Source organism: Streptomyces sp. NPDC030809, from assembly GCF_055572195.1.
Window position 1 is genome coordinate 63,483 of the sequence record NZ_JBVIDV010000024.1, and the last position, 17,292, is coordinate 80,774.

Here is a 17,292-nt window from a genome sequence, read left to right on the forward strand (position 1 = left end):
GGTGACCGGAGATTCCACCCCTCGGATGCGGCGGCGGCCCTCCACGGCCGTTGCCTCGATCGCGGCCGCGGTCCTGCTCGCGGGCGGCGGTACGGCGTACTGGGCGAGCACGGCCTACGGCGGCCAGGCCGCGCCCCGGAGCTCGGCGTCCGGCGCCCCCGTGCCGGGCCCCACCACTCCCCCGCCGGGCATCGCCCCCGGTGAGCCCGATCCCTCCGGGAACGGGGTGGTCTACAGGGCTGCCGTGAAGCTCCCGGAGGGGCCGGGGAAGGCGTACGCGTACCGGCTGACGGGCGAGGTGACGCAGGAGCGGGTGGCCCGGCTGGCCGCGGCGCTCGGCGTGGACGGCGCGCCCCGGCTGTCCGGGGGGCTGTGGCGGGCCGGGGTGTCCAAGGACTCCTCCGGGCCGCGCCTCCAGGTGGCCGCGCAGGCGCCCGGGGCCTGGTCGTTCACCCTCCACCAGACGGGCGGCGGGGACGACTGCGAGCGCGGGAAGGACACCTGCGGGCCGGCGGTGCTCCCGGAGGGCCCGGACGGGCCGTCCGGCGGCGGCCCGGTGAGCGAGGAGGCGGCGAAGGCGGCCGCGGCTCCGGTGCTGGAGGCCGCGGGGCTGTCCGGGGCGAAGCTGGACGCGAAGGCGGTGCTGGGCGCCGTACGGGTGGTCACGGCGGATCCGGTGGTCGGCGGGCTGCCCACGCACAACTGGTCCACGAAGGTGGAGATCGGCCCGGACGGCCGGGTGGCCGGCGGGAGCGGCGAGCTGTCGGCCCCGGTGCGCGGGGAGGGTCGGGACGTGGTGACGGCCGCCGAGGCGCTGGAGCGGCTGAACGCGGGCCCCGCCCGGCCGCCGATCGGCGGCTGCGCGACCCCGGTCCCGGACGCGGCCGCGGTGCCGGGCCATGCCGTGGACCTGGCGCCCTGCCTGCCGGAGGACCCCGGCCCGGGCGAGCCGGCGCGGACCGAGAGGGTCACGGGGGCGGTGCTGGGCCTGACGCCGTCCGCGGAGGGCGGCACCCGGCAGCTGGTGCCGGCCTGGCTGTTCCGCGTCGCGGGCCGGGACGGCGGGCCGGGGTACGTGGTGGCCCAGCCGGCCGCAGCAGGCGGGCAGACCCCGCCGAGGGCGCAGACGGTGCCGGGCTTCTCGTACGAGGAGAGCGGCCGGAAGCTGACGGTGCACTTCTGGGGCGGGGTGTGCAGCACGTACGCCCTGGAGGTGCGGGAGCACCCGCAGACGGTGACGGTGCGGGTCACGGACACCCCGAAGGACCCGGACCGGGCGTGCATCCTGATCGCGCAGGAGATGTCGCTCACGGCGACGCTGGACCAGCCGCTCGGCGGGCGGAAGGTGGTCGACGGGACCACGGGCGACCAGCTGCGCCGGCAGTAGCGGGCAGGGTCGGCGGGCCCGGAGCGGGGGCCGGGCAGGGGCCCCGGCGGCCCGTGGAAGCGCGCAGGGGCGGCACCGGAGGGATCCGGTGCCGCCCCTTTTCAGCGCGGTGGCGCGGGCCCTGCAGGCCCGGGCGCGGTTTAGCTGAAGGAGTCGCCGCAGGCGCAGGAGCCCGTGGCGTTCGGGTTGTCGATCGTGAAGCCCTGCTTCTCGATGGTGTCCACGAAGTCGATGGAGGCGCCGCCCAGGTAGGGGGCGCTCATGCGGTCGGTGACGACCTTGACCCCGTCGAAGTCCTTGACCACGTCGCCGTCGAGGGAGCGCTCGTCGAAGAAGAGCTGGTAGCGCAGGCCGGAGCAGCCACCGGGCTGGACCGCGACGCGGAGGGCCAGGTCGTCGCGGCCTTCCTGCTCCAGCAGGGCCTTGACCTTGGCGGCGGCGGCGTCGGACAGGAGGATGCCGTCGCTCACAGTGGTCTTGTCGTCCTGAACGGACATCTGCATTCACTCCCGAAGTGGGCGGCTCCCCGCGGGGCGGGGAAACGTCGGACTCTTGCCGTCGGTGGCAACCGACGGGGCCGCGGATTCATTCCGGGCCTGACGCTTGTTTCAGACATTCATGCTCGCACACCGGGACGGAGGGGTGGACCCCCTCTTGAGCGGCCTGCGAATTCGTCACATCGACACTTATCGGCATCGTCAAAGTGACGTGAAGCGGTTATGATAGATAACGTCAACTAGACGAGAAGTCGCGTAGTCGCAGACCACAGACTGAAGTCGCAGAACAGAAAGGGTGCGTGTCGTGACCACCGCCCAGCCTTTGGACGTCCAGCCGACGCCCCTTGCCCTGCTGCTGCTCGGCCGTGAGGCCGACCCCAAGAGCGAGCGGGGCGTGGAGTGTCCGGGCGACCTCCCCTCGCCGTCCGACCCGGACCTCGTGGCGCGCGCCCGCGCGGCCAAGGAGAAGCTCGGGGACAAGGTCTTCATCCTCGGCCACCACTACCAGCGTGACGAGGTCATCGAGTTCGCCGACGTCACCGGCGACTCCTTCAAGCTGGCCCGCGACGCCGCCGCCAAGCCGGAGGCGGAGTACATCGTCTTCTGCGGCGTGCACTTCATGGCCGAGTCGGCGGACATCCTGACCACCGACGACCAGAAGGTGGTCCTGCCGGACCTGGCCGCGGGCTGCTCCATGGCCGACATGGCCACCGCCGAGCAGGTCGCCGAGTGCTGGGACGTGCTGACCGAGGCGGGCGTGGCGGAGGTCACCGTCCCCGTCTCGTACATGAACTCCTCCGCCGACATCAAGGCCTTCACCGGCAAGCACGGCGGCACCATCTGCACCTCGTCGAACGCGAAGAAGGCCCTGGACTGGGCCTTCGAGCAGGGCGAGAAGGTGCTGTTCCTGCCGGACCAGCACCTGGGCCGCAACACCGCCGTCCGCGACATGGGCATGTCCCTGGACGACTGCGTGGTCTACAACCCGCACAAGCCGAACGGCGGCCTGACCGCCGAGGAGCTGCGCGCCGCGAAGATGATCCTGTGGCGGGGCCACTGCTCGGTGCACGGCCGGTTCAGCCTGGACTCGGTCAACGACGTCCGCGAGCGGATCCCGGGTGTGAACGTGCTCGTGCACCCCGAGTGCAAGCACGAGGTCGTGGCAGCCGCGGACTACGTGGGCTCCACGGAGTACATCATCAAGGCGCTGGAGGCGGCCCCGGCCGGCTCCAAGTGGGCCATCGGCACCGAGCTGAACCTGGTGCGCCGCCTGGCGAACCGTTTCGCCGCCGAGGACAAGGAAGTCGTCTTCCTCGACAAGACGGTCTGCTTCTGCTCCACCATGAACCGGATCGACCTGCCGCACCTCGTGTGGACCCTGGAGTCGCTGGCCGAGGGCAACCTCGTCAACCAGATCCAGGTGGACAAGGAGACCGAGAGCTTCGCGAAGCTGGCGCTGGAGCGCATGCTCGCGCTGCCGTAGCGGCTCCGCTCCCCCGGCCCGCCCGGGACCGCGCCGAAGGGGCGCCCCTCCTGCGAGGGGCGCCCCTTCGGCGTACGGCGGCAGGCCCGGCGGCCCCGGTGGCTACCGGTCCTGCCCCTGTTGCGGTACGGCCTCGCCGCGCGGCCGTACTAGGCCGGACTCGTAGGCGATGACGACGAGCTGGGCCCGGTCGCGGGCGGACAGCTTGGCCATGGCCCGGTTGACGTGGGTCTTGACGGTCAGCGGGCTGACCTCCAGGCGTCCCGCGATCTCGTCGTTGGACAGCCCGGCGGCCACGTGGACGAGGACCTCGCGCTCGCGGCCGGTGAGGGCTTCGAGGCGTTCGGCGTGGCCGGCGGCGTCCGGGGCGGGGCCGGGGCCGCCGCCCTGGGCGAGGAACCGGGCGATGAGCCCCTTGGTGGCGACCGGGGAGAGCAGGGCCTCGCCGGCGTGGGCGATGCGGATGGCGCCCAGCAGGTCCTCGGGCTCGGCCCCCTTGCCGAGGAAGCCCGAGGCCCCGGCGCGCAGGGCCTGGACCACGTACTCGTCCACCTCGAAGGTCGTCAGCATGACCACGCGGACCCCGGCGAGCTCCGGGTCGGAGCTGATCGCGCGGGTGGCGGTGAGGCCGTCGGTGCCGGGCATGCGGATGTCCATGAGGACCACGTCGGCCCGCTGCTCGCGGGCGAGTTCCACGGCCTGGGCGCCGTCGGAGGCCTCGCCCACGACCTCCATGTCGGGCTCGGAGTTCACGAGGATCTTGAAGGCGCTGCGCAGCAGGGCCTGGTCGTCGGCGAGCAGCACCCGGATGGGGCGGTCGTCGCTCATGCTTCCTCCCTGGCGTTGTCGAGGGGCAGGATCGCATGGACCCGCCAGCCGCCCCCGTAACGGGGTCCGGCGGCGCAGCTGCCGCCGAGGGCGCCGGCCCGCTCCCGCATGCCGAGCAGGCCGTGGCCGCCGCCGGGGTCGGCCGGGACGGCAGTGGCGGTGCCGCCGTCGTCGAGGACGGTGACCTCCAGGGCGGAGCCCACCCGGACCACGCTGACCTCGGCGCGGGCGTCGGCCCCGGCGTGCTTGCGGACGTTGGTCAGGGCCTCCTGGATGACCCGGTAGGCGGCCAGGTCGGCGCCGGCCGGGAGCGGGGGGCCGGCGGGGTCGAGGGCCACGTCCACGGGCAGGCCGGACTGCCGGAAGGTGTCGACGAGCTCGTCGAGCACGGCGAGGCCGGGGGCGGGTTCGGTGGGGGCCTCGGGGTCGCCGGACTGGCGCAGCAGGCCGACGGTGGCGCGGAGTTCGCCGAGTGCCGAGCGGCTGGCGTCGCGGACGTGGGCGAGTGCCTCCTTGGCCTGGTCGGGGCGCTTGTCCATGACGTGGGCGGCCACTCCGGCCTGGACGTTGACCAGGGCGATGTGGTGGGCGACCACGTCGTGGAGGTCGCGGGCGATGCGCAGCCGCTCCTCGGCCACGCGGCGGCGGGCCTCCTCCTCGCGGGTGCGTTCGGCCCGTTCGGCGCGCTCCCTTATGGCGTCGACGAACGCGCGGCGGCTGCGGACGGCGTCTCCGGCGGCCGCGGCCATGCCGGTCCAGGCGAAGATGCCGAGGTTCTCCTGCGCGTACCAGGGCATGGGGCCGGCGAGCATGGCGGCGGCGGTCAGGCCGGTCATGGTGAGCAGGCCGACCCGCCAGGTGGTGGGCCGGTCGGTGCGGGCGGCCACGGTGAACAGGGCCACCACCGCGCTCATGGCGACGGGGGCGCGGGCCGGGCCGGAGAGGAGTTCGACCAGGGTGACGGCGCTGGTCGCGGCCAGGACGGTGCGGGGGCGGCGGCGCCGGAAGGCGAGTGCGGCGGCGCCGAGCAGCATGAGGCCGAAGCTGGGCAGGTCGGGGGTGCGGGTGCCGAAGTTCGTTCCGTGCGGGTCGGCGAAGGATCCGACGACCATCGCGACGAGGACGGCCGACGCGAGCATGGCATCGGTCGCGGAGGGGTGCGCGCAGAGCCATGCGCGGATGCGGGCCGGTCGGGGGGCCTGGAGGGCCGGGGGTGTCGCCGTCACGACGGGCTACGGTACGCGCCCGGGCGGGCGGAGGAACCCCGGAGGGTCCTCGTCCGGTTCAGCCGCCCGCATCCCGCCGGAGTTTCTCCGGGCCGTCCGAGGGGGCGCTGCCGGTGCGTCCGCCGGGGTGCGGGGAGCCGCCCGCGGGGGCGGGCGGCCGGGCCGGGCCCCACTTGGTGCGGACCGCGCACACGGCGAGGACGGCCGCGATCGCCGCGAGGTGCTCCTTGCCCGCGAGGTTGTTCTTGACCAGCACCTCCGCGATCATGACGAGGACCACGAGGGTGCCGGTGAGGCGGGCCCGGTAGCGCCAGCAGACGTAGACGGCGAGGCCCACGACCGCGGCGGAGGGCCCGGTGTCGTTGACCAGGCGGTCCGAGTCGGGCAGGCCGAGCGGGTGGTCGGGGCCCAGGGCCAGGCCGATCCGCGCGTACGTGGTGCCCGCGAGGGTGGCGATGTAGCCGACGAGCAGGGTCCGCCACCAGCCGATGCAGATCTCGGCGATGCCGAAGACGAGCAGGATCTGCGCGAGCGCCCCCCAGACCGGGAGGTCCAGGGCGGGCACGAACAGGGACAGCGGGGTGCGCAGCAGGGCCAGCCAGAGCGGGTCGGTGGCCTTGACGGAGCCGAGGTTCTGGACGAACTGGAAGCCCCAGCTCTGGTTCTGCACGATCTGGAAGACCGAGGTGAGCGCGACCGCTCCCAGGGTCATGGGGACGGCCCGCCAGGTGCGCCGGACGAGTGCGTCCTTCAGGGTCCCGTAGAGGGGCCCCCACTCGCGCCGTGCGAAGCGGGCCGCCGCACCGTTGCTCAACGCTTGGTCTCCAGGTGTCTGCGGTGCAGCCACTTCGGCAGTCCGGGGGCTTCGAGGAAGCCTTCGGCCCGGCCCGCGGCGATCCCGATGCGCAGCAGGTCGGAGCTCTTCTCGAAGAGCATGAACCGCGGCTCCCAGATCGGGCGGTATTTGGCGTTGGCCCGGTAGAGGGATTCGATCTGCCACCAGCGCGAGAAGAAGCTCAGCAGGGAGCGCCACATCCGCAGGACGGGGCCGGCGCCGAGCCGGGAGCCGCGCTCGAAGACGGAGCGGAACATCGCGAAGTTCAGGGAGACCTGGGTGACGCCGATCTCCCGGGAGCGTTCGAGGAGTTCGATGACCATGAACTCCATGAGGCCGTTCTCGGAGTCGCGGTCGCGGCGCATCAGGTCCAGGGAGAGGCCCTTGGGGCCCCAGGGGACGAAGGAGAGCAGGGCCCGCAGGTCCCCCTCGGCGTCGGTGCACTCCAGCATCACGCACTGGCCGTCGGCGGGGTCGCCGAGGCGGCCGAGGGCCATGGAGAAGCCGCGTTCGGTGGCGCCGTCGCGCCAGTCGTCGGCCCGGCGCAGGAGTTCGTCCATCTCGGCGGCGGGGATGTCGGCGTGGCGGCGGATGCGGACCTCGTAGCCGGCCCGCCTGACCCGGTTGTAGGCCTGCCGGACGGTGCGCATGGCCCGGCCCTCCAGGGTGAACTCGGCGGTTTCCACGATGGCCTCGTCACCGAGTTCGAGGGCGTCGAGTCCGTGCCGGGCGTAGACGGTGCCCGCTTCCTCGCTCGCGCCCATGACGGCGGGGACCCAGCCGTGTTCGCGGGCCTCGGCCAGCCAGGGTTCGATGGCGCCGGGCCATGCCTCGGGGTCGCCGAGGGGGTCGCCGGAGGCCAGCGAGACCCCGCCGACCACGCGGTAGGTGACGGCGGCCTTGCCGGTGGGCGACCAGATCACGCTCTTCTCGCGGCGCAGGGCGAAGTAGCCCAGGGAGTCGCGGTCGCCCTGCCGGGCGAGGAGGGCGCGCAGCCGCTCCTCGTCCTCCTCGGTGATCGGGTCCACGGCCCGGCGCGAGCGGAAGGCCGCGAACAGCACCGCGAGGAGCAGCAGCATGGACAGGAAGTTGATGGCGACGTCCACCCAGGCGGGGGTGGAGATCCCCGGGTAGGCGGAGTCGTCGGCGGCCAGGGTGACCAGCCGCATCACGCCGTAGCGCCAGCGGTCCATGAAGGAGGAGCCGTCGCCGTGGGCCCGGTTGGCGGCGCCGACGAGGAGGGCGGCGACGAGGGAGGTGGCGAGCAGTCCGAACACGCCGACGGCGGCGGCCAGCCGGGGGTTGGAGCGGTCGCCCTTGGCGTAGAACTCGCGCCGGCCGAGCAGGAGGGCGAGGACGAACAGGCCGGTGAGGAGCAGTGAGACCCAGTTCTGCGGGTGCTCGCGGATCCCCGGGAACTTGAACCCGTAGCCGAGCAGGAGCAGCAGCAGTCCGCCCAGGACCAGGTTGAGGATCCAGGCGGCCCGCTTGCGGCGGCCCATGGTCACGGCGAGGAGCAGGGTGAAGAGTCCGGAGGCGAAGCCGGCCGTGAGCATGTACGGGGTGTAGTAGTCGTCGATGTTGTGCCGGCGCAGGTCCTGCCCCAGCGACACCCAGACGGCGCTCAGGAAGTTGACGAAGGTGACCGCCCGCAGGTACCAGACGGCGAAGGCGGCGCTGCGGCGCGAGCGGACGGTGCTGCGGTCCGCGGCGCGGTCGGGCGCGCGCTCGGGCGTGCGGTCGCTGCTGCGGCCGGGGGCTTCCCGGCCGTCCCCCCGGCCCGGTTCCCGGCCGGTGTCCCGGCCGGGCTCTCGGCTCGATTCGACGGTAGCCAAACGGACTTCTCCCATGAAAAACGATGATATGGGGCATCGCAGTCCACAGAAGAGCAGGGGCGCGGCGTGGTCAGGGCCGTCCCCGAAGCTCAGACCGCCGGCTCTGCCGTCCCGTCCTCCTCGCGGAGCGGCAGCTCCGCCGCGAGCGCGGCAGCCGCCTGGACGAGCGGGAGCGCCAGCAACGCCCCGGTTCCTTCGCCCACTGAGACGCCGTGGTCGAGCAGAGGGTTGAGTGCCATCCGGTCGAGGGCCTTCGCCTGGCCCGGTTCGCCGCTCGTCTGGCCGGCCAGCCACCAGTCCGGGGCCCGGAACGCGGCCCGCTGCGCCACCAGGGCGCAGGCCGCGGCGACCACTCCGTCGAGGATCACGGGCAGCCGGCGCACCGCGCACTGGAGCAGGAAGCCGGTCATGGCGGCCAGGTCGGCGCCGCCGACCGCGGCCAGCAGCTCCAGCTGGTCCCCCAGCACGGGCCGGGCCCGGCGCAGCGAGTCGCGGATCGCCGCGCACTTGCGCATCCAGGCCAGGTCGTCGATGGGGGCGCCGCCGCGGCCGGTGACCACGGACGCGTCGGTCCCGCACAGGGCGGCGACGAGGGTGGCGGCGGCCGTGGTGCCGCCCACGCTGAGGTCGCCGAGGACGACCAGGTCGGTGCCGGAGTCGGCCTCCTCGTCGGCGATCCGCATCCCCAGCCGCAGGGCGGCCTCGGCCTCGTCCGCGGTCAGCGCGTCCTCGATGTCGATGCGGCCGCTGCCGCGGCGCACCCGGTGGCGCACGACCTCCTCGGGCAGCAGCTCCGGGTCGCAGTCCAGGCCCGCGTCGATCACGCGGATCCCGGCGCCGAACCGGCGGGCCAGCACGGCGACCGGGCTCTCCCCGTCGAGAACGGCGCGCACCAGCAGGTGGGCGGAGCCGGCCGGGCGGGCGGAGACGCCCAGGCTCGCGATGCCGTGGTCGGCGGCGAAGAGCAGCACCCGGGGGCGCTCGACGGGGCGCACCGGTACGGAGCCCTGGGCGGCGGACAGCCATTCGGCGAGCTCGTCGAGGCGGCCCAGGGAACCGGCGGGCACGGCCAGCCGTTCGCGGCGTTCTTCGGCGTCACGCCGCACCCCTGCGTCGGGGCGTTCGATCAGGTCGGAGAAGTCGTCGAGGTTCAGCCTGTCCATCTGCCGAACAGTACAGGCGGCCGGGGCGGGTTCCGGCCCCCGGCCGGGAGTCCGTCCCGGCTCCCGTGGCCGGGCCCGCACGGCCGCCCGTCCTCCCGCGCGGCCCGCCGCCCTGCCGTGCGGTCGGCCGTCCCGGCGTGCGGTCGGCCCTGTTCGCGAGCGGCCGGCCCTCCTCGCGTGCGGTCAGCCGTCCTTGAGTACGAGGGCCTGCCCGGCGACGACCAGCAGGACGTGCTCGCACTCGGCGGCGACGGCCGCGTTCAGCCGTCCCAGCTCGTCGCGGAACCGGCGGCCCGAAGCGGTCGCGGGGACCACCCCGGACCCCACCTCGTTGCTGACGGCCACCACCTGCCGGGAGGTGGCGCGCAGCGCGGCCACCAGCTCCGCGGTGCGCTCGGCCAGCCGGGCCCGGCCGCCGGCCGCCCAGGTCTCGTCGTCCCAGGCCCCGGCCCGGTCCATGGCGTCGGTCAGCCACAGCGCCAGGCAGTCGACGAGCAGCGGCGGCCCGTCCTGGGCGAGCAGCGGGACCAGCTCGCAGGTCTCGGTGGTGCGCCAGCTGCCGGGGCGGCGGTCCCGGTGCAGGGAGACCCGGGCCGCCCAGTCCGGGTCCCCCTCGCGGGTGCCGCCGGTGGCCGCGTACTCGACCTCGGGGAAGGCCTCCAGCCGGCGTTCGGCCTCCACGGACTTGCCGGAGCGGGCGCCGCCGAGCACCAGGGTGCGGCGGGGCAGGTCGGGCACCGCGCGGTAGTCCCCCACCACCAGCGTGCTGCCGTCGGGCACGGCACGGGCCCCGGCCGCCGCCAGCCGCCGGTCGAGCTCCCGGCCCGGCGGGACGTCGTGGTCGAGGTGGACGGCGACCACGTCGGTGGTCGGCCCCACCGCCCCGGTGGCGCGCAGCAGGGCGAGGGCGTCGGGCCGCCCGGTGACGTCCGCGAGGACCATGTCGTACGGGGTGGCGGTCCGCCGGTCGCGGGCCCCCGCCGGGGAGCCGCCGGGCGGCAGGTACAGCAGCCGGTCCCCGTCGGGGCCGGTGACCTCGTAGCCGGTGCCGGGGCCGTCCATCGGCACGGCCCGCACCCGGTGCCCGCTGATCACCGCGAGCTCCCGGCCGTCGGGCACCCGCACGGCGGCGGGCAGTCCCGGCGGGAGTTCCACGGCGGGCCCGTCGTGCGGATGGGTCAGCAGCACCTGGCGCACCCCGCCCAGGGAGTGCCCGGCGCGGGCCGCGGCCAGGACCGCGCCGGGGGTCAGGTCGAGCAGCACGGCGCCGTCGACGAGGAGGGCGGTCGCGGCGCGGCTGCGGCCGCCGACGGAGGCGGCGCACGCGGCGCAGGGGCAGCCGGGACGGGGGAGGCCTTCCGGGGCGCCGGTGCCGAGCAGAGTCAGTTCCACGAGGAAGATCCTCCCGCGTCGCCGCGAGTGATGCGCGCCCGGCTACGCTGCGGGGCAGTCTTACGGCTGAGACGACTGGACCTGAGGAGGCGGACATGGCGTGGACGTGGCGGTTCGAGACGGCCGACGGAGCGGAGACCTCGCCGGCGGTGGAGCCGGAGGAGTTCAGCACCCAGGGGGACGCGGAGTCCTGGATCGGGGAGGTCTGGCGGGAGCTGCTGGACGGCGGAGTGGAGCAGGTGAAGCTCTCCGACGACGCCGGGGCCGAGATCTACAAGATGAGCCTGCGCGAGGCCCTGGACGCCTGAGGCGCCGGGATCCGGGGACGGGCCGCGTGCGAGCGGCGGCCCGGGCCCCGGTGCGGACGGCCCCCTGCCGCGTGTGCGGCGGGGGGCCTTCGCCGTGTCCGGGCCGTCGCCGGGTCGCGCCCGTGCCGTCCGGGTCCCGCCCGGTGCCGTCGCCGGTGGTCCCGGCGCCGTCCCCGCGCTCGGCTGCGCGCCGGCGGCTGCGGCCGGTGGACCCGCACCGCGGACGGGTGGGCGGCTTCAGCCGCGTACGCCGCACAGGTGCAGGAGGGCGGCCACCGCCCGGTACGGGTCGGTGCGGCCCGCGCGGTCCTCGGCGGCCAGCAGCCGGTCCAGCTCGTCCTGCGGGGGCAGGGCGGCGCCGTCCTCGGCGGTGTCCGTGAAGACGCGCACGCCGTACCAGGACTGGAGCGGGGCCCCGATCCCGGCCAGGGTGGCGGTGAGGGCACCGAGCCGGTCGGCGCGCACCGGCAGGCCGAGCCGGTTGGTGTACTCGGCCGAGTCGAAGGCGGCGTTCGCGGTCTCCCAGTCCCCGGCGAGACCGGCCCGCATGGCGAGCGCGTCCCCGTTGCGGACGAGCAGGGACAGCAGGCCGCCCGGGGCCAGCATGCGGGCGAGCCCGGCCAGCATGGCGTCCGGTTCCGGCACGTACATGAGCACGCCGTGGCAGAGGACCACGTCGAAGCTGCCCGGCAGGAAGTGCGCGCCGGTCTCCCGGCCGTCGCCCGCCATCAGGCGGACCCGGTCGCGGATCCCGGCCGGCTCGCCGGCCAGCGCCTCCTGGGCGGCGGCCAGCATCTCGGGATCGGACTCCAGGCCGGTCACGAGGTGCCCGGCGCGGGCCAGGCGCAGCGCCTGGGTGCCCTGCCCCATGCCGACGTCGAGTATCCGCAGCCGCTGCCCCACGGGGAAGCGCTGCCCGATCTGCTCGTCGACCTGCCGGGCGACGAGCTCCTGGCGGACGGCATTGCGGAGGCCGCCGAGACCCGACAGCCAGGGGCCTGCGCCCCCCGCGAAGCCGTCCGCTCCGCTCAGGGCCGCTCTCCGCGCTTGACCTGCGGCTTGGGCAGCCGCAGCCGGCGCATCTGGAGGGTGCGCATGAGGCCGTACGCGACGGCGCCGCGCTTCGGCTCGTCCGGGAAGCGCTGGTTCAGGGCCTTGCGCAGGCGGAACACGATGCCGATGGAGTCGACGATGATCAGCGCGATCACCGCGAGCCACAGCAGCAGGGCGATGTTCTGGAGGGCGGGCACGCGGATCATGCTCAGGACGAGGATGACCACGGCCAGCGGCAGGAACAACTCGGCCACGGTGAAGCGGGAGTCCACGTAGTCGCGGACGAAGCGGCGGACCGGGCCCTTGTCGCGGGCCGGCAGGAAGCGCTCGTCTCCGCTGGCCAGGGCCTCGCGCTGACGGGCGAGCTCCGTCCGGCGCCGCTCGCGGGCGCGCTTGGCGTCCTCCTTGCGGTCGCCGGTCGAGGCCGCCACGCTGCGGCGCTGCGACTGGGCGACGGCGCGCTTCGGTGTGGGGCGGCCCTTCGGGGCCTGCGGGTCACGGGGCTGCTTGGAGAGGTCCGGGGTCACCTTGTCGGTGGGGACCTTCTCTTCCTTGGAGGAACGGCTACCAAACACAGAACCCAAGGGTACGGGGTGTGCGGCATGGACCCCACCCCTGCGGGGAACGATCCGGCAACGGCGGGCGTCTTCACCACTGCGTCTGCGGGCCGACTGCGGGTGACACCTACTCCTCAGGCCGGAGGGGAAGGGCGTCGCACTCGTCCTGGAGGAGGAGCGCAGAAGCGCAGGAAGAGTGAGCTAATGGAAGCAGCGCCCGCGTACTGTGGGAGCTGTTCGAGTCCGAGCCGGTGTCCGTCGAGAAGGGGGCGCGCGAAGCCCATGAGCGGTGTCATGAAGCGTATGGGGATGATCTTCCGCGCGAAGGCGAACAAGGCCCTTGACCGGGCCGAGGACCCTCGCGAGACCCTGGACTACTCGTACCAGAAGCAGCTTGAGCTCCTGCAGAAGGTGCGCCGCGGGGTGGCGGACGTCGCGACCTCGCGCAAGCGGCTGGAACTCCAGCTGAACCAGCTCCAGGGCCAGTCCGCCAAGCTGGAGGACCAGGGCCGCAAGGCGCTGGCGCTCGGCCGCGAGGACCTGGCCCGGGAGGCGCTCAGCCGCCGCGCCTCGCTCCAGCAGCAGGTCAGCGACCTGGAAGTGCAGCACCAGACCCTCCAGGGCGAGGAGGAGAAGCTGACCCTGGCCGCCCAGCGCCTCCAGGCCAAGGTCGACGCCTTCCGCACCCGCAAGGAGACCATCAAGGCCACCTACACCGCGGCCCAGGCGCAGACCCGGATCGCGGAGTCCTTCTCCGGCATCTCCGAGGAGATGAGCGACGTCGGCCTCGCCATCCAGCGGGCCGAGGACAAGACGGCCCAGCTCCAGGCCCGCGCGGGCGCGATCGACGAGCTGCTCGCCTCGGGCGCCCTCGACGACCAGTCCGGTCTCGGGGCCAAGGACGACATCCAGGCCGAGCTGGACCGCCTCTCCGGCGGCACCGACGTGGAGCTGGAGCTCGCGCGGATGAAGGCCGAGCTGGCCGGCGGGTCCGCGCCGCAGGCCATCGAGGGCGGGCAGAACGGCGGGGCGCAGCAGACGCGTCCGCAGCACCGCTTCGACAAGCAGTAGGAACGGGGCCCGTCATGATTGTCCGCATCATGGGGGAAGGCCAGGTCAGGCTGGACGACGCGCATTTCGCCGAGCTGAACCGGCTGGACGACGAGCTCCTCGACGAGATGGAGCAGGGCGACGGGGAGGGCTTCCGGCACACCTTGACGGCGTTGCTGGACAAGGTGCGCGAGCTGGGCTCCCCGCTCCCCGATGATGCGCTGGAGCCCTCGGAGCTGATCCTGCCGGCGCCGGACGCGAGCCTGGACGAGGTCCGCGCCATGCTCAATGACGACGGTCTGATCCCCGGCTGAGGTCCGGCCCTGCGCCGCCCTGGCCGGTGCCCCCGTCCGGGCCCGCCCCGGGGCCGGCCGGAGCCGCGGGGGCCGGCTCCCGGTCCGGGGCTCCGCCGATCCAGTCGTGGATCTTGCGGCCGGGCGCCGCCCAGCGGCGGTCGTGGTGGTAGGCGCGCAGGGCGGCCCGGGCCCGTGCCCGCGGCCGGTTCGCGTAGAACTTCCTGGCGTACGGGGACCCCGGCCGGGCCAGCCGGATCGCGCCCACCAGGGCGACGAACGGAATGACGGTGCCGAAGAGCGCCGTCCGCGCCTTGCCCTTCCAGAGGGCGATCAGGGCGAGGAAGAAGTTCGTGGCCGTGTTGATCACGACCACCCCCCGGTTGTGGCGCTCCTCCGCGGACAGCTCGTTCACGCCGAAGGGGAGGAAGCCGCCGAGGACCAGGGCCACCAGGGCGGCGGTGAGCACCACGATCTCCACGCTCTTGCGGCCCTGCTCGCTCCAGTACACGTCGTCCAGGTGCAGGACGAGGGCGAACTCGTCGAGCACCAGCCCCGCGCCGAGGCCGAAGAGCACGGCGGAGAGCAGGGCCCCGAAGCTGTGGTGGGCGCTGCCGATGGCGCCGAACCCGCCGATGACGGTGAGGATCACCCCGGGGACCACGTGGTGGACGTGCAGACCGCCCGGCGTGATGTTCTTGAACGGACCGCGGCCTGCCCGGATCAGCCGGGTGATGGTCCGCGTGACCAGGAAGGACATCACGAAGGAGACGAGCGCCAGCAGCAGCGGGAGCTTCCCCGGTTCCACGATGTTGCGATACCACCAGTGACCCATACCACCAGCTCCTGTTTTGGTGCCCATGGGGAAAGTTACCTGCCCGGGCGGCCCGGTAGCGTTCGCCGCGATGACCGAGACACCCCCGCCCCCGCCCCCGCCGGCCGGTCGGCCCGCTCCCCCGCCCGGGGAGCGCGCCCGCCTGTCCGACGGCCTCCGCTTCGCCTTCGGCACCCTGACCGTGCTGCCCGCCCGCATCACCCGCTGGGACCGGCCGGCCGCCCGTACCGGCATGCTGTGCGCCCCGCTGGCCGGGCTGGTCGTGGGCCTGTGCGCGGCCGCGCTGGGCTGCCTGCTGCTGCTCCTCGGCTCGGGGCCGCTGCTCGCGGCCGTGGCCACGGCCGCGGTGCCCGCGGCGCTGACCCGCGGTCTGCACCTGGACGGGCTGGCCGACACCGCCGACGGGCTGGGCAGCGCCAAGCCCGCCGAGGACGCCCTGCGCATCATGAAGGCGTCCGACATCGGCCCGTTCGGGGTCATCGCGGTGCTGCTGGTGCTCGGTCTGCAGACCGCGGCCCTGGCCGAGCTGTACGGGGAGGGCTGGGCCCGGGGCGGGTTCGCGGCGGTGCTGGCGGCGGTCGCCGCCCGGCTGGCGCTGACCCTGGCCTCGCGCGCGGGCGTGCCCCCGGCCCGGCCGGAGGGGCTGGGCGCGGCGGTGGCCGGGGCGGTGCCGGTGCGCTCGGCGGGCGTGGCGGCGGCGCTGGTGACGGCCGGGGGCGCGGCGGCGGCGCTGCCCTTCGGGGTGCCGGCGGCGGTGCGGGCCGCGGCCGCCGTGCTGGTGGGGCTGGCCGTGGCGGAGGGAGTGCTGCGGCGGTGCGTGGGACGGTTCGGCGGGGTGACCGGGGACGTGTTCGGGGCGACCGCGGAGAGCGCGGCGGCCGCCGCCCTGGTGGTGCTGACCTTCGGCTGAGGCCCGGCGGCCGCGGCCCGGGCCGGGCGGGTACGGGGCTCAGCAGGTGCGGCGCCAGGGGCCCAGCTCGTACCGCTTGAGCAGGGAACTCAGGCCCAGTCGGCGGCTGGTGGGGCAGAAGCGGGCGGTGGGCAGCTCGTACTCGGCGTGGAAGACCGCCTTCCCGGCGCGGAGGAAGGGGAGCAGCCGGTCGCACTCCCCGTATTCGGCGCACTGCTCGTTGACGGCGAAGTCGAAGTCGGCGACGAGCTGCGGGATCTGGTCCAGGTCGTTCTTGAGTCCGACGGCGAGTCCGCGCTCGTGGGCGAGGCGGGCGATCAGCCGGTTGTAGCGGAGCTGGTCGGCGGCGGTCAGGGGGAAGCCGGTGCGGTTGCGGTAGCCGTCCATGTTGTCCGGCTCGACCGCGTCGAAGCCCTTGCCGCGGCACATGTCGAGGCGGCGGGCCATGAGCGGGGCGAGCACGTCGGTGCGGCGGATGTCGAGCCAGCGCTCGCCCTCCCAGCCGTTGCCGCGGCCGAGGACAGCCGCCGGGAACCGTGCGGCGTCGGGGCGGAACTCCTCCCAGGCGCCGGTGGACAGGTAGCAGACGGCCTTGCGGCCGTCCCGGTGCAGGGCGGCCACGTCGGCGGCGGTGTTCTCGAACCCGTCGATGTCGTAGACGGGTACGTCGGCGGAGCGGTCGAGCCGGCCGCTGAGCTGCCACTGCCAGGCGAGCCCGGGGCGCGGCTGCCAGCGGCCGGTGCTGTGGACGGGGCCGGGGGCCTCGCCGGTGGCGGTGCCGCCGCCCGCGGTGCTCGTGGCACCCGGCGTGCTCCCGGTGCCCGGCCGGGGGTCGGCGCGGTCCGGCGGCGGGGCGGTGCACGCGGACAGGAGCAGGGCCGCCAGCAGGAGGGGGACGGCCGGCCCTCCGCGCCGCCTCAACGGACGGGCTCCAGGGCGTGCGGCAGGGTGCCCCAGGGGTGCGCGCCGGCCCCCGGTACCGCGCAGTGCACCGCGGCCCGCCGGGCCAGGGCGAGTTCGGCGGCCGGGGCGCCCGCGGGCACCGCGTACACGAGGTGGCAGAACCGCTCGGCGGGGTGGCCGGCGGTCCACTCCGGGACCACCGCGTCCCGGTAGGCGTCCCAGGGGCCCTCGAACGTGACCAGCAGGTCGGCGAGTTCCGCATAGCCGGGGTGCGGGTGGGTGCCGTGGTTGAGGACGAGCGTGGCGGCGCCCGCGGCCCGGGCGGCCACCGCCAGCCGGCGGTAGTGGGGCAGCAGCTCCCCCTCGGCGGCCACCTGGTCGAGGAAGGCCCCGTCGGCCCCGTACCAGTCCCGGTGCTGCAGCAGGTCGCGCACGACCTCGGCGTGCGTGCGGCGCCCGTAGTCGGTGTCGGTGTAGCCGAGCACGGGCACGCCGGACCCGCGCAGCCTGGCCGCCACCTCCGCGAACCGCTCGTCGGGGGCGGCGCCCGGACCGCTGTCGGGGTTGAGCACGACCGCGTACAGCCGGCCGGCCCCGCGGATCAGGGCCTCCCAGGCCTCGGGCCGGTCGGCGGGGTGCTCGTAGAGCGGCACCAGCAGCATGGCGTCCTTCTCCGTCTGCTCGTTCAACTGTCGTCGTTCGTCTGCCGGTCCGCGCCGGTCTGCGCCGGGCATCGG

The 17,292-nt window shown here is 74.7% G+C and carries 18 protein-coding genes; 6 read left to right on the plus strand and 12 right to left on the minus strand.

Annotated elements, in window-relative coordinates; all coding sequences use genetic code 11:
- Window position 1 precedes the first annotated feature (1 nt).
- Window positions 2-1,387 carry a hypothetical protein gene (locus ACZ407_RS27950; protein WP_468132965.1) on the plus strand — a complete coding sequence of 462 codons (1,386 nt, stop codon included), beginning with the start codon at window positions 2-4 and terminating at the stop codon, window positions 1,385-1,387.
- Between the two features lie 140 nt (window positions 1,388-1,527).
- Here ACZ407_RS27950 and ACZ407_RS27955 read toward each other — a convergent pair whose 3' ends face one another.
- The gene (locus tag ACZ407_RS27955) at window positions 1,528-1,884 is read right to left on the minus strand and encodes a HesB/IscA family protein (protein WP_125640545.1); all 357 of its coding nucleotides are present in this window, start codon (window positions 1,882-1,884) and stop codon (window positions 1,528-1,530) included.
- Between the two features lie 295 nt (window positions 1,885-2,179).
- Here ACZ407_RS27955 and nadA point away from each other — a divergent pair, with 295 nt between their 5' ends.
- Window positions 2,180-3,367: a quinolinate synthase NadA gene (nadA, locus tag ACZ407_RS27960; protein WP_468132967.1), complete on the plus strand. Its 1,188-nt coding sequence runs from the start codon at window positions 2,180-2,182 to the stop codon at window positions 3,365-3,367.
- Window positions 3,368-3,469: 102 nt separating this feature from the next.
- Here the strand turns inward: nadA and ACZ407_RS27965 are convergent, their stop codons facing one another.
- The 6 genes from ACZ407_RS27965 to ACZ407_RS27990 all read right to left on the minus strand — a co-directional run bounded on the left by ACZ407_RS27965 (window position 3,470) and on the right by ACZ407_RS27990 (window position 10,646).
- The gene (locus ACZ407_RS27965; protein WP_468132969.1) at window positions 3,470-4,195 is read right to left on the minus strand and encodes a response regulator; all 726 of its coding nucleotides are present in this window, start codon (window positions 4,193-4,195) and stop codon (window positions 3,470-3,472) included.
- Entirely contained in the window at window positions 4,192-5,421 is a 1,230-nt protein-coding gene (locus tag ACZ407_RS27970; RefSeq protein WP_468132971.1) for a sensor histidine kinase, read from the minus strand. Before ACZ407_RS27970 ends, ACZ407_RS27965 begins: the two co-directional genes overlap by 4 nt.
- A 58-nt stretch (window positions 5,422-5,479) precedes the next feature.
- Window positions 5,480-6,235: a hypothetical protein gene (locus ACZ407_RS27975; RefSeq protein ID WP_468132973.1), complete on the minus strand. Its 756-nt coding sequence runs from the start codon at window positions 6,233-6,235 to the stop codon at window positions 5,480-5,482.
- Window positions 6,232-8,091, minus strand: a complete 1,860-nt coding sequence (locus ACZ407_RS27980) for a phosphatidylglycerol lysyltransferase domain-containing protein (RefSeq protein ID WP_468132975.1) — start codon at window positions 8,089-8,091, stop codon at window positions 6,232-6,234. The genes ACZ407_RS27975 and ACZ407_RS27980 overlap by 4 nt, the downstream gene beginning before the upstream one ends.
- A gap of 89 nt (window positions 8,092-8,180) precedes the next feature.
- A complete protein-coding gene (gene cobT / locus ACZ407_RS27985) occupies window positions 8,181-9,254 on the minus strand; it encodes a nicotinate-nucleotide--dimethylbenzimidazole phosphoribosyltransferase (protein WP_468132977.1) in 1,074 nt (357 codons plus the stop codon).
- 183 nt (window positions 9,255-9,437) lie between these two features.
- Complete coding sequence (locus ACZ407_RS27990) at window positions 9,438-10,646, minus strand: bifunctional adenosylcobinamide kinase/adenosylcobinamide-phosphate guanylyltransferase (RefSeq protein WP_468132979.1); 1,209 nt, start codon at window positions 10,644-10,646, stop codon at window positions 9,438-9,440.
- Window positions 10,647-10,741: 95 nt separating this feature from the next.
- Here ACZ407_RS27990 and ACZ407_RS27995 point away from each other — a divergent pair, with 95 nt between their 5' ends.
- Window positions 10,742-10,954, plus strand: a complete 213-nt coding sequence (locus ACZ407_RS27995) for a hypothetical protein (protein ID WP_468132981.1) — start codon at window positions 10,742-10,744, stop codon at window positions 10,952-10,954.
- Between the two features lie 237 nt (window positions 10,955-11,191).
- Here ACZ407_RS27995 and ACZ407_RS28000 read toward each other — a convergent pair whose 3' ends face one another.
- Window positions 11,192-11,944 carry a methyltransferase domain-containing protein gene (locus tag ACZ407_RS28000; protein ID WP_468133075.1) on the minus strand — a complete coding sequence of 251 codons (753 nt, stop codon included), beginning with the start codon at window positions 11,942-11,944 and terminating at the stop codon, window positions 11,192-11,194.
- A 38-nt stretch (window positions 11,945-11,982) separates the two neighbouring features.
- On the minus strand, window positions 11,983-12,582 hold the full coding sequence (locus ACZ407_RS28005; RefSeq protein ID WP_468132983.1) for a DUF3043 domain-containing protein: 600 nt from the start codon (window positions 12,580-12,582) through the stop codon (window positions 11,983-11,985).
- Between the two features lie 264 nt (window positions 12,583-12,846).
- Between ACZ407_RS28005 and ACZ407_RS28010 the strand changes: the two genes are divergently transcribed.
- On the plus strand, window positions 12,847-13,635 hold the full coding sequence (locus ACZ407_RS28010) for a PspA/IM30 family protein (protein ID WP_468132985.1): 789 nt from the start codon (window positions 12,847-12,849) through the stop codon (window positions 13,633-13,635).
- Between the two features lie 14 nt (window positions 13,636-13,649).
- The gene (pspAA, locus tag ACZ407_RS28015; RefSeq protein ID WP_468132987.1) at window positions 13,650-13,928 is read left to right on the plus strand and encodes a PspA-associated protein PspAA; all 279 of its coding nucleotides are present in this window, start codon (window positions 13,650-13,652) and stop codon (window positions 13,926-13,928) included.
- Here the strand turns inward: pspAA and ACZ407_RS28020 are convergent.
- Window positions 13,900-14,742 carry a hypothetical protein gene (locus tag ACZ407_RS28020; protein WP_468132989.1) on the minus strand — a complete coding sequence of 281 codons (843 nt, stop codon included), beginning with the start codon at window positions 14,740-14,742 and terminating at the stop codon, window positions 13,900-13,902. The two genes, pspAA and ACZ407_RS28020, sit on opposite strands and share 29 nt — an antisense overlap.
- A gap of 70 nt (window positions 14,743-14,812) precedes the next feature.
- On the opposite strand from ACZ407_RS28020, the gene ACZ407_RS28025 reads away from it, so the two are divergent.
- Window positions 14,813-15,652, plus strand: a complete 840-nt coding sequence (locus ACZ407_RS28025) for an adenosylcobinamide-GDP ribazoletransferase (protein WP_468132991.1) — start codon at window positions 14,813-14,815, stop codon at window positions 15,650-15,652.
- A gap of 39 nt (window positions 15,653-15,691) precedes the next feature.
- Here the strand turns inward: ACZ407_RS28025 and ACZ407_RS28030 are convergent, their stop codons facing one another.
- Window positions 15,692-16,573, minus strand: coding sequence for an endo alpha-1,4 polygalactosaminidase (locus ACZ407_RS28030; protein ID WP_468132993.1), 882 nt, complete (start codon window positions 16,571-16,573; stop codon window positions 15,692-15,694).
- A complete protein-coding gene (locus ACZ407_RS28035; protein WP_468133077.1) occupies window positions 16,570-17,217 on the minus strand; it encodes a spherulation-specific family 4 protein in 648 nt (215 codons plus the stop codon). The genes ACZ407_RS28030 and ACZ407_RS28035 overlap by 4 nt, the downstream gene beginning before the upstream one ends.
- Window positions 17,218-17,292: the final 75 nt, after the last annotated feature.

Excerpts from the sequence above, each read along its gene's own strand:
- ACZ407_RS27995 (WP_468132981.1), top strand. The coding sequence starts at position 10,742 with ATGGCGTGGACGTGGCGGTTCGAGACGGCCGACGGAGCGGAGACCTCG.
- ACZ407_RS28025 (WP_468132991.1), top strand. The coding sequence starts at position 14,813 with ATGACCGAGACACCCCCGCCCCCGCCCCCGCCGGCCGGTCGGCCCGCT.
- ACZ407_RS28020 (WP_468132989.1), bottom strand. The coding sequence starts at position 14,742 with ATGGGTCACTGGTGGTATCGCAACATCGTGGAACCGGGGAAGCTCCCG.
- ACZ407_RS27955 (WP_125640545.1), bottom strand. The coding sequence starts at position 1,884 with ATGTCCGTTCAGGACGACAAGACCACTGTGAGCGACGGCATCCTCCTG.
- ACZ407_RS28035 (WP_468133077.1), bottom strand. The coding sequence starts at position 17,217 with ATGCTGCTGGTGCCGCTCTACGAGCACCCCGCCGACCGGCCCGAGGCC.
- cobT (WP_468132977.1), bottom strand. The coding sequence starts at position 9,254 with ATGGACAGGCTGAACCTCGACGACTTCTCCGACCTGATCGAACGCCCC.
- ACZ407_RS28010 (WP_468132985.1), top strand. The coding sequence starts at position 12,847 with ATGAGCGGTGTCATGAAGCGTATGGGGATGATCTTCCGCGCGAAGGCG.
- ACZ407_RS27965 (WP_468132969.1), bottom strand. The coding sequence starts at position 4,195 with ATGAGCGACGACCGCCCCATCCGGGTGCTGCTCGCCGACGACCAGGCC.
- pspAA (WP_468132987.1), top strand. The coding sequence starts at position 13,650 with ATGATTGTCCGCATCATGGGGGAAGGCCAGGTCAGGCTGGACGACGCG.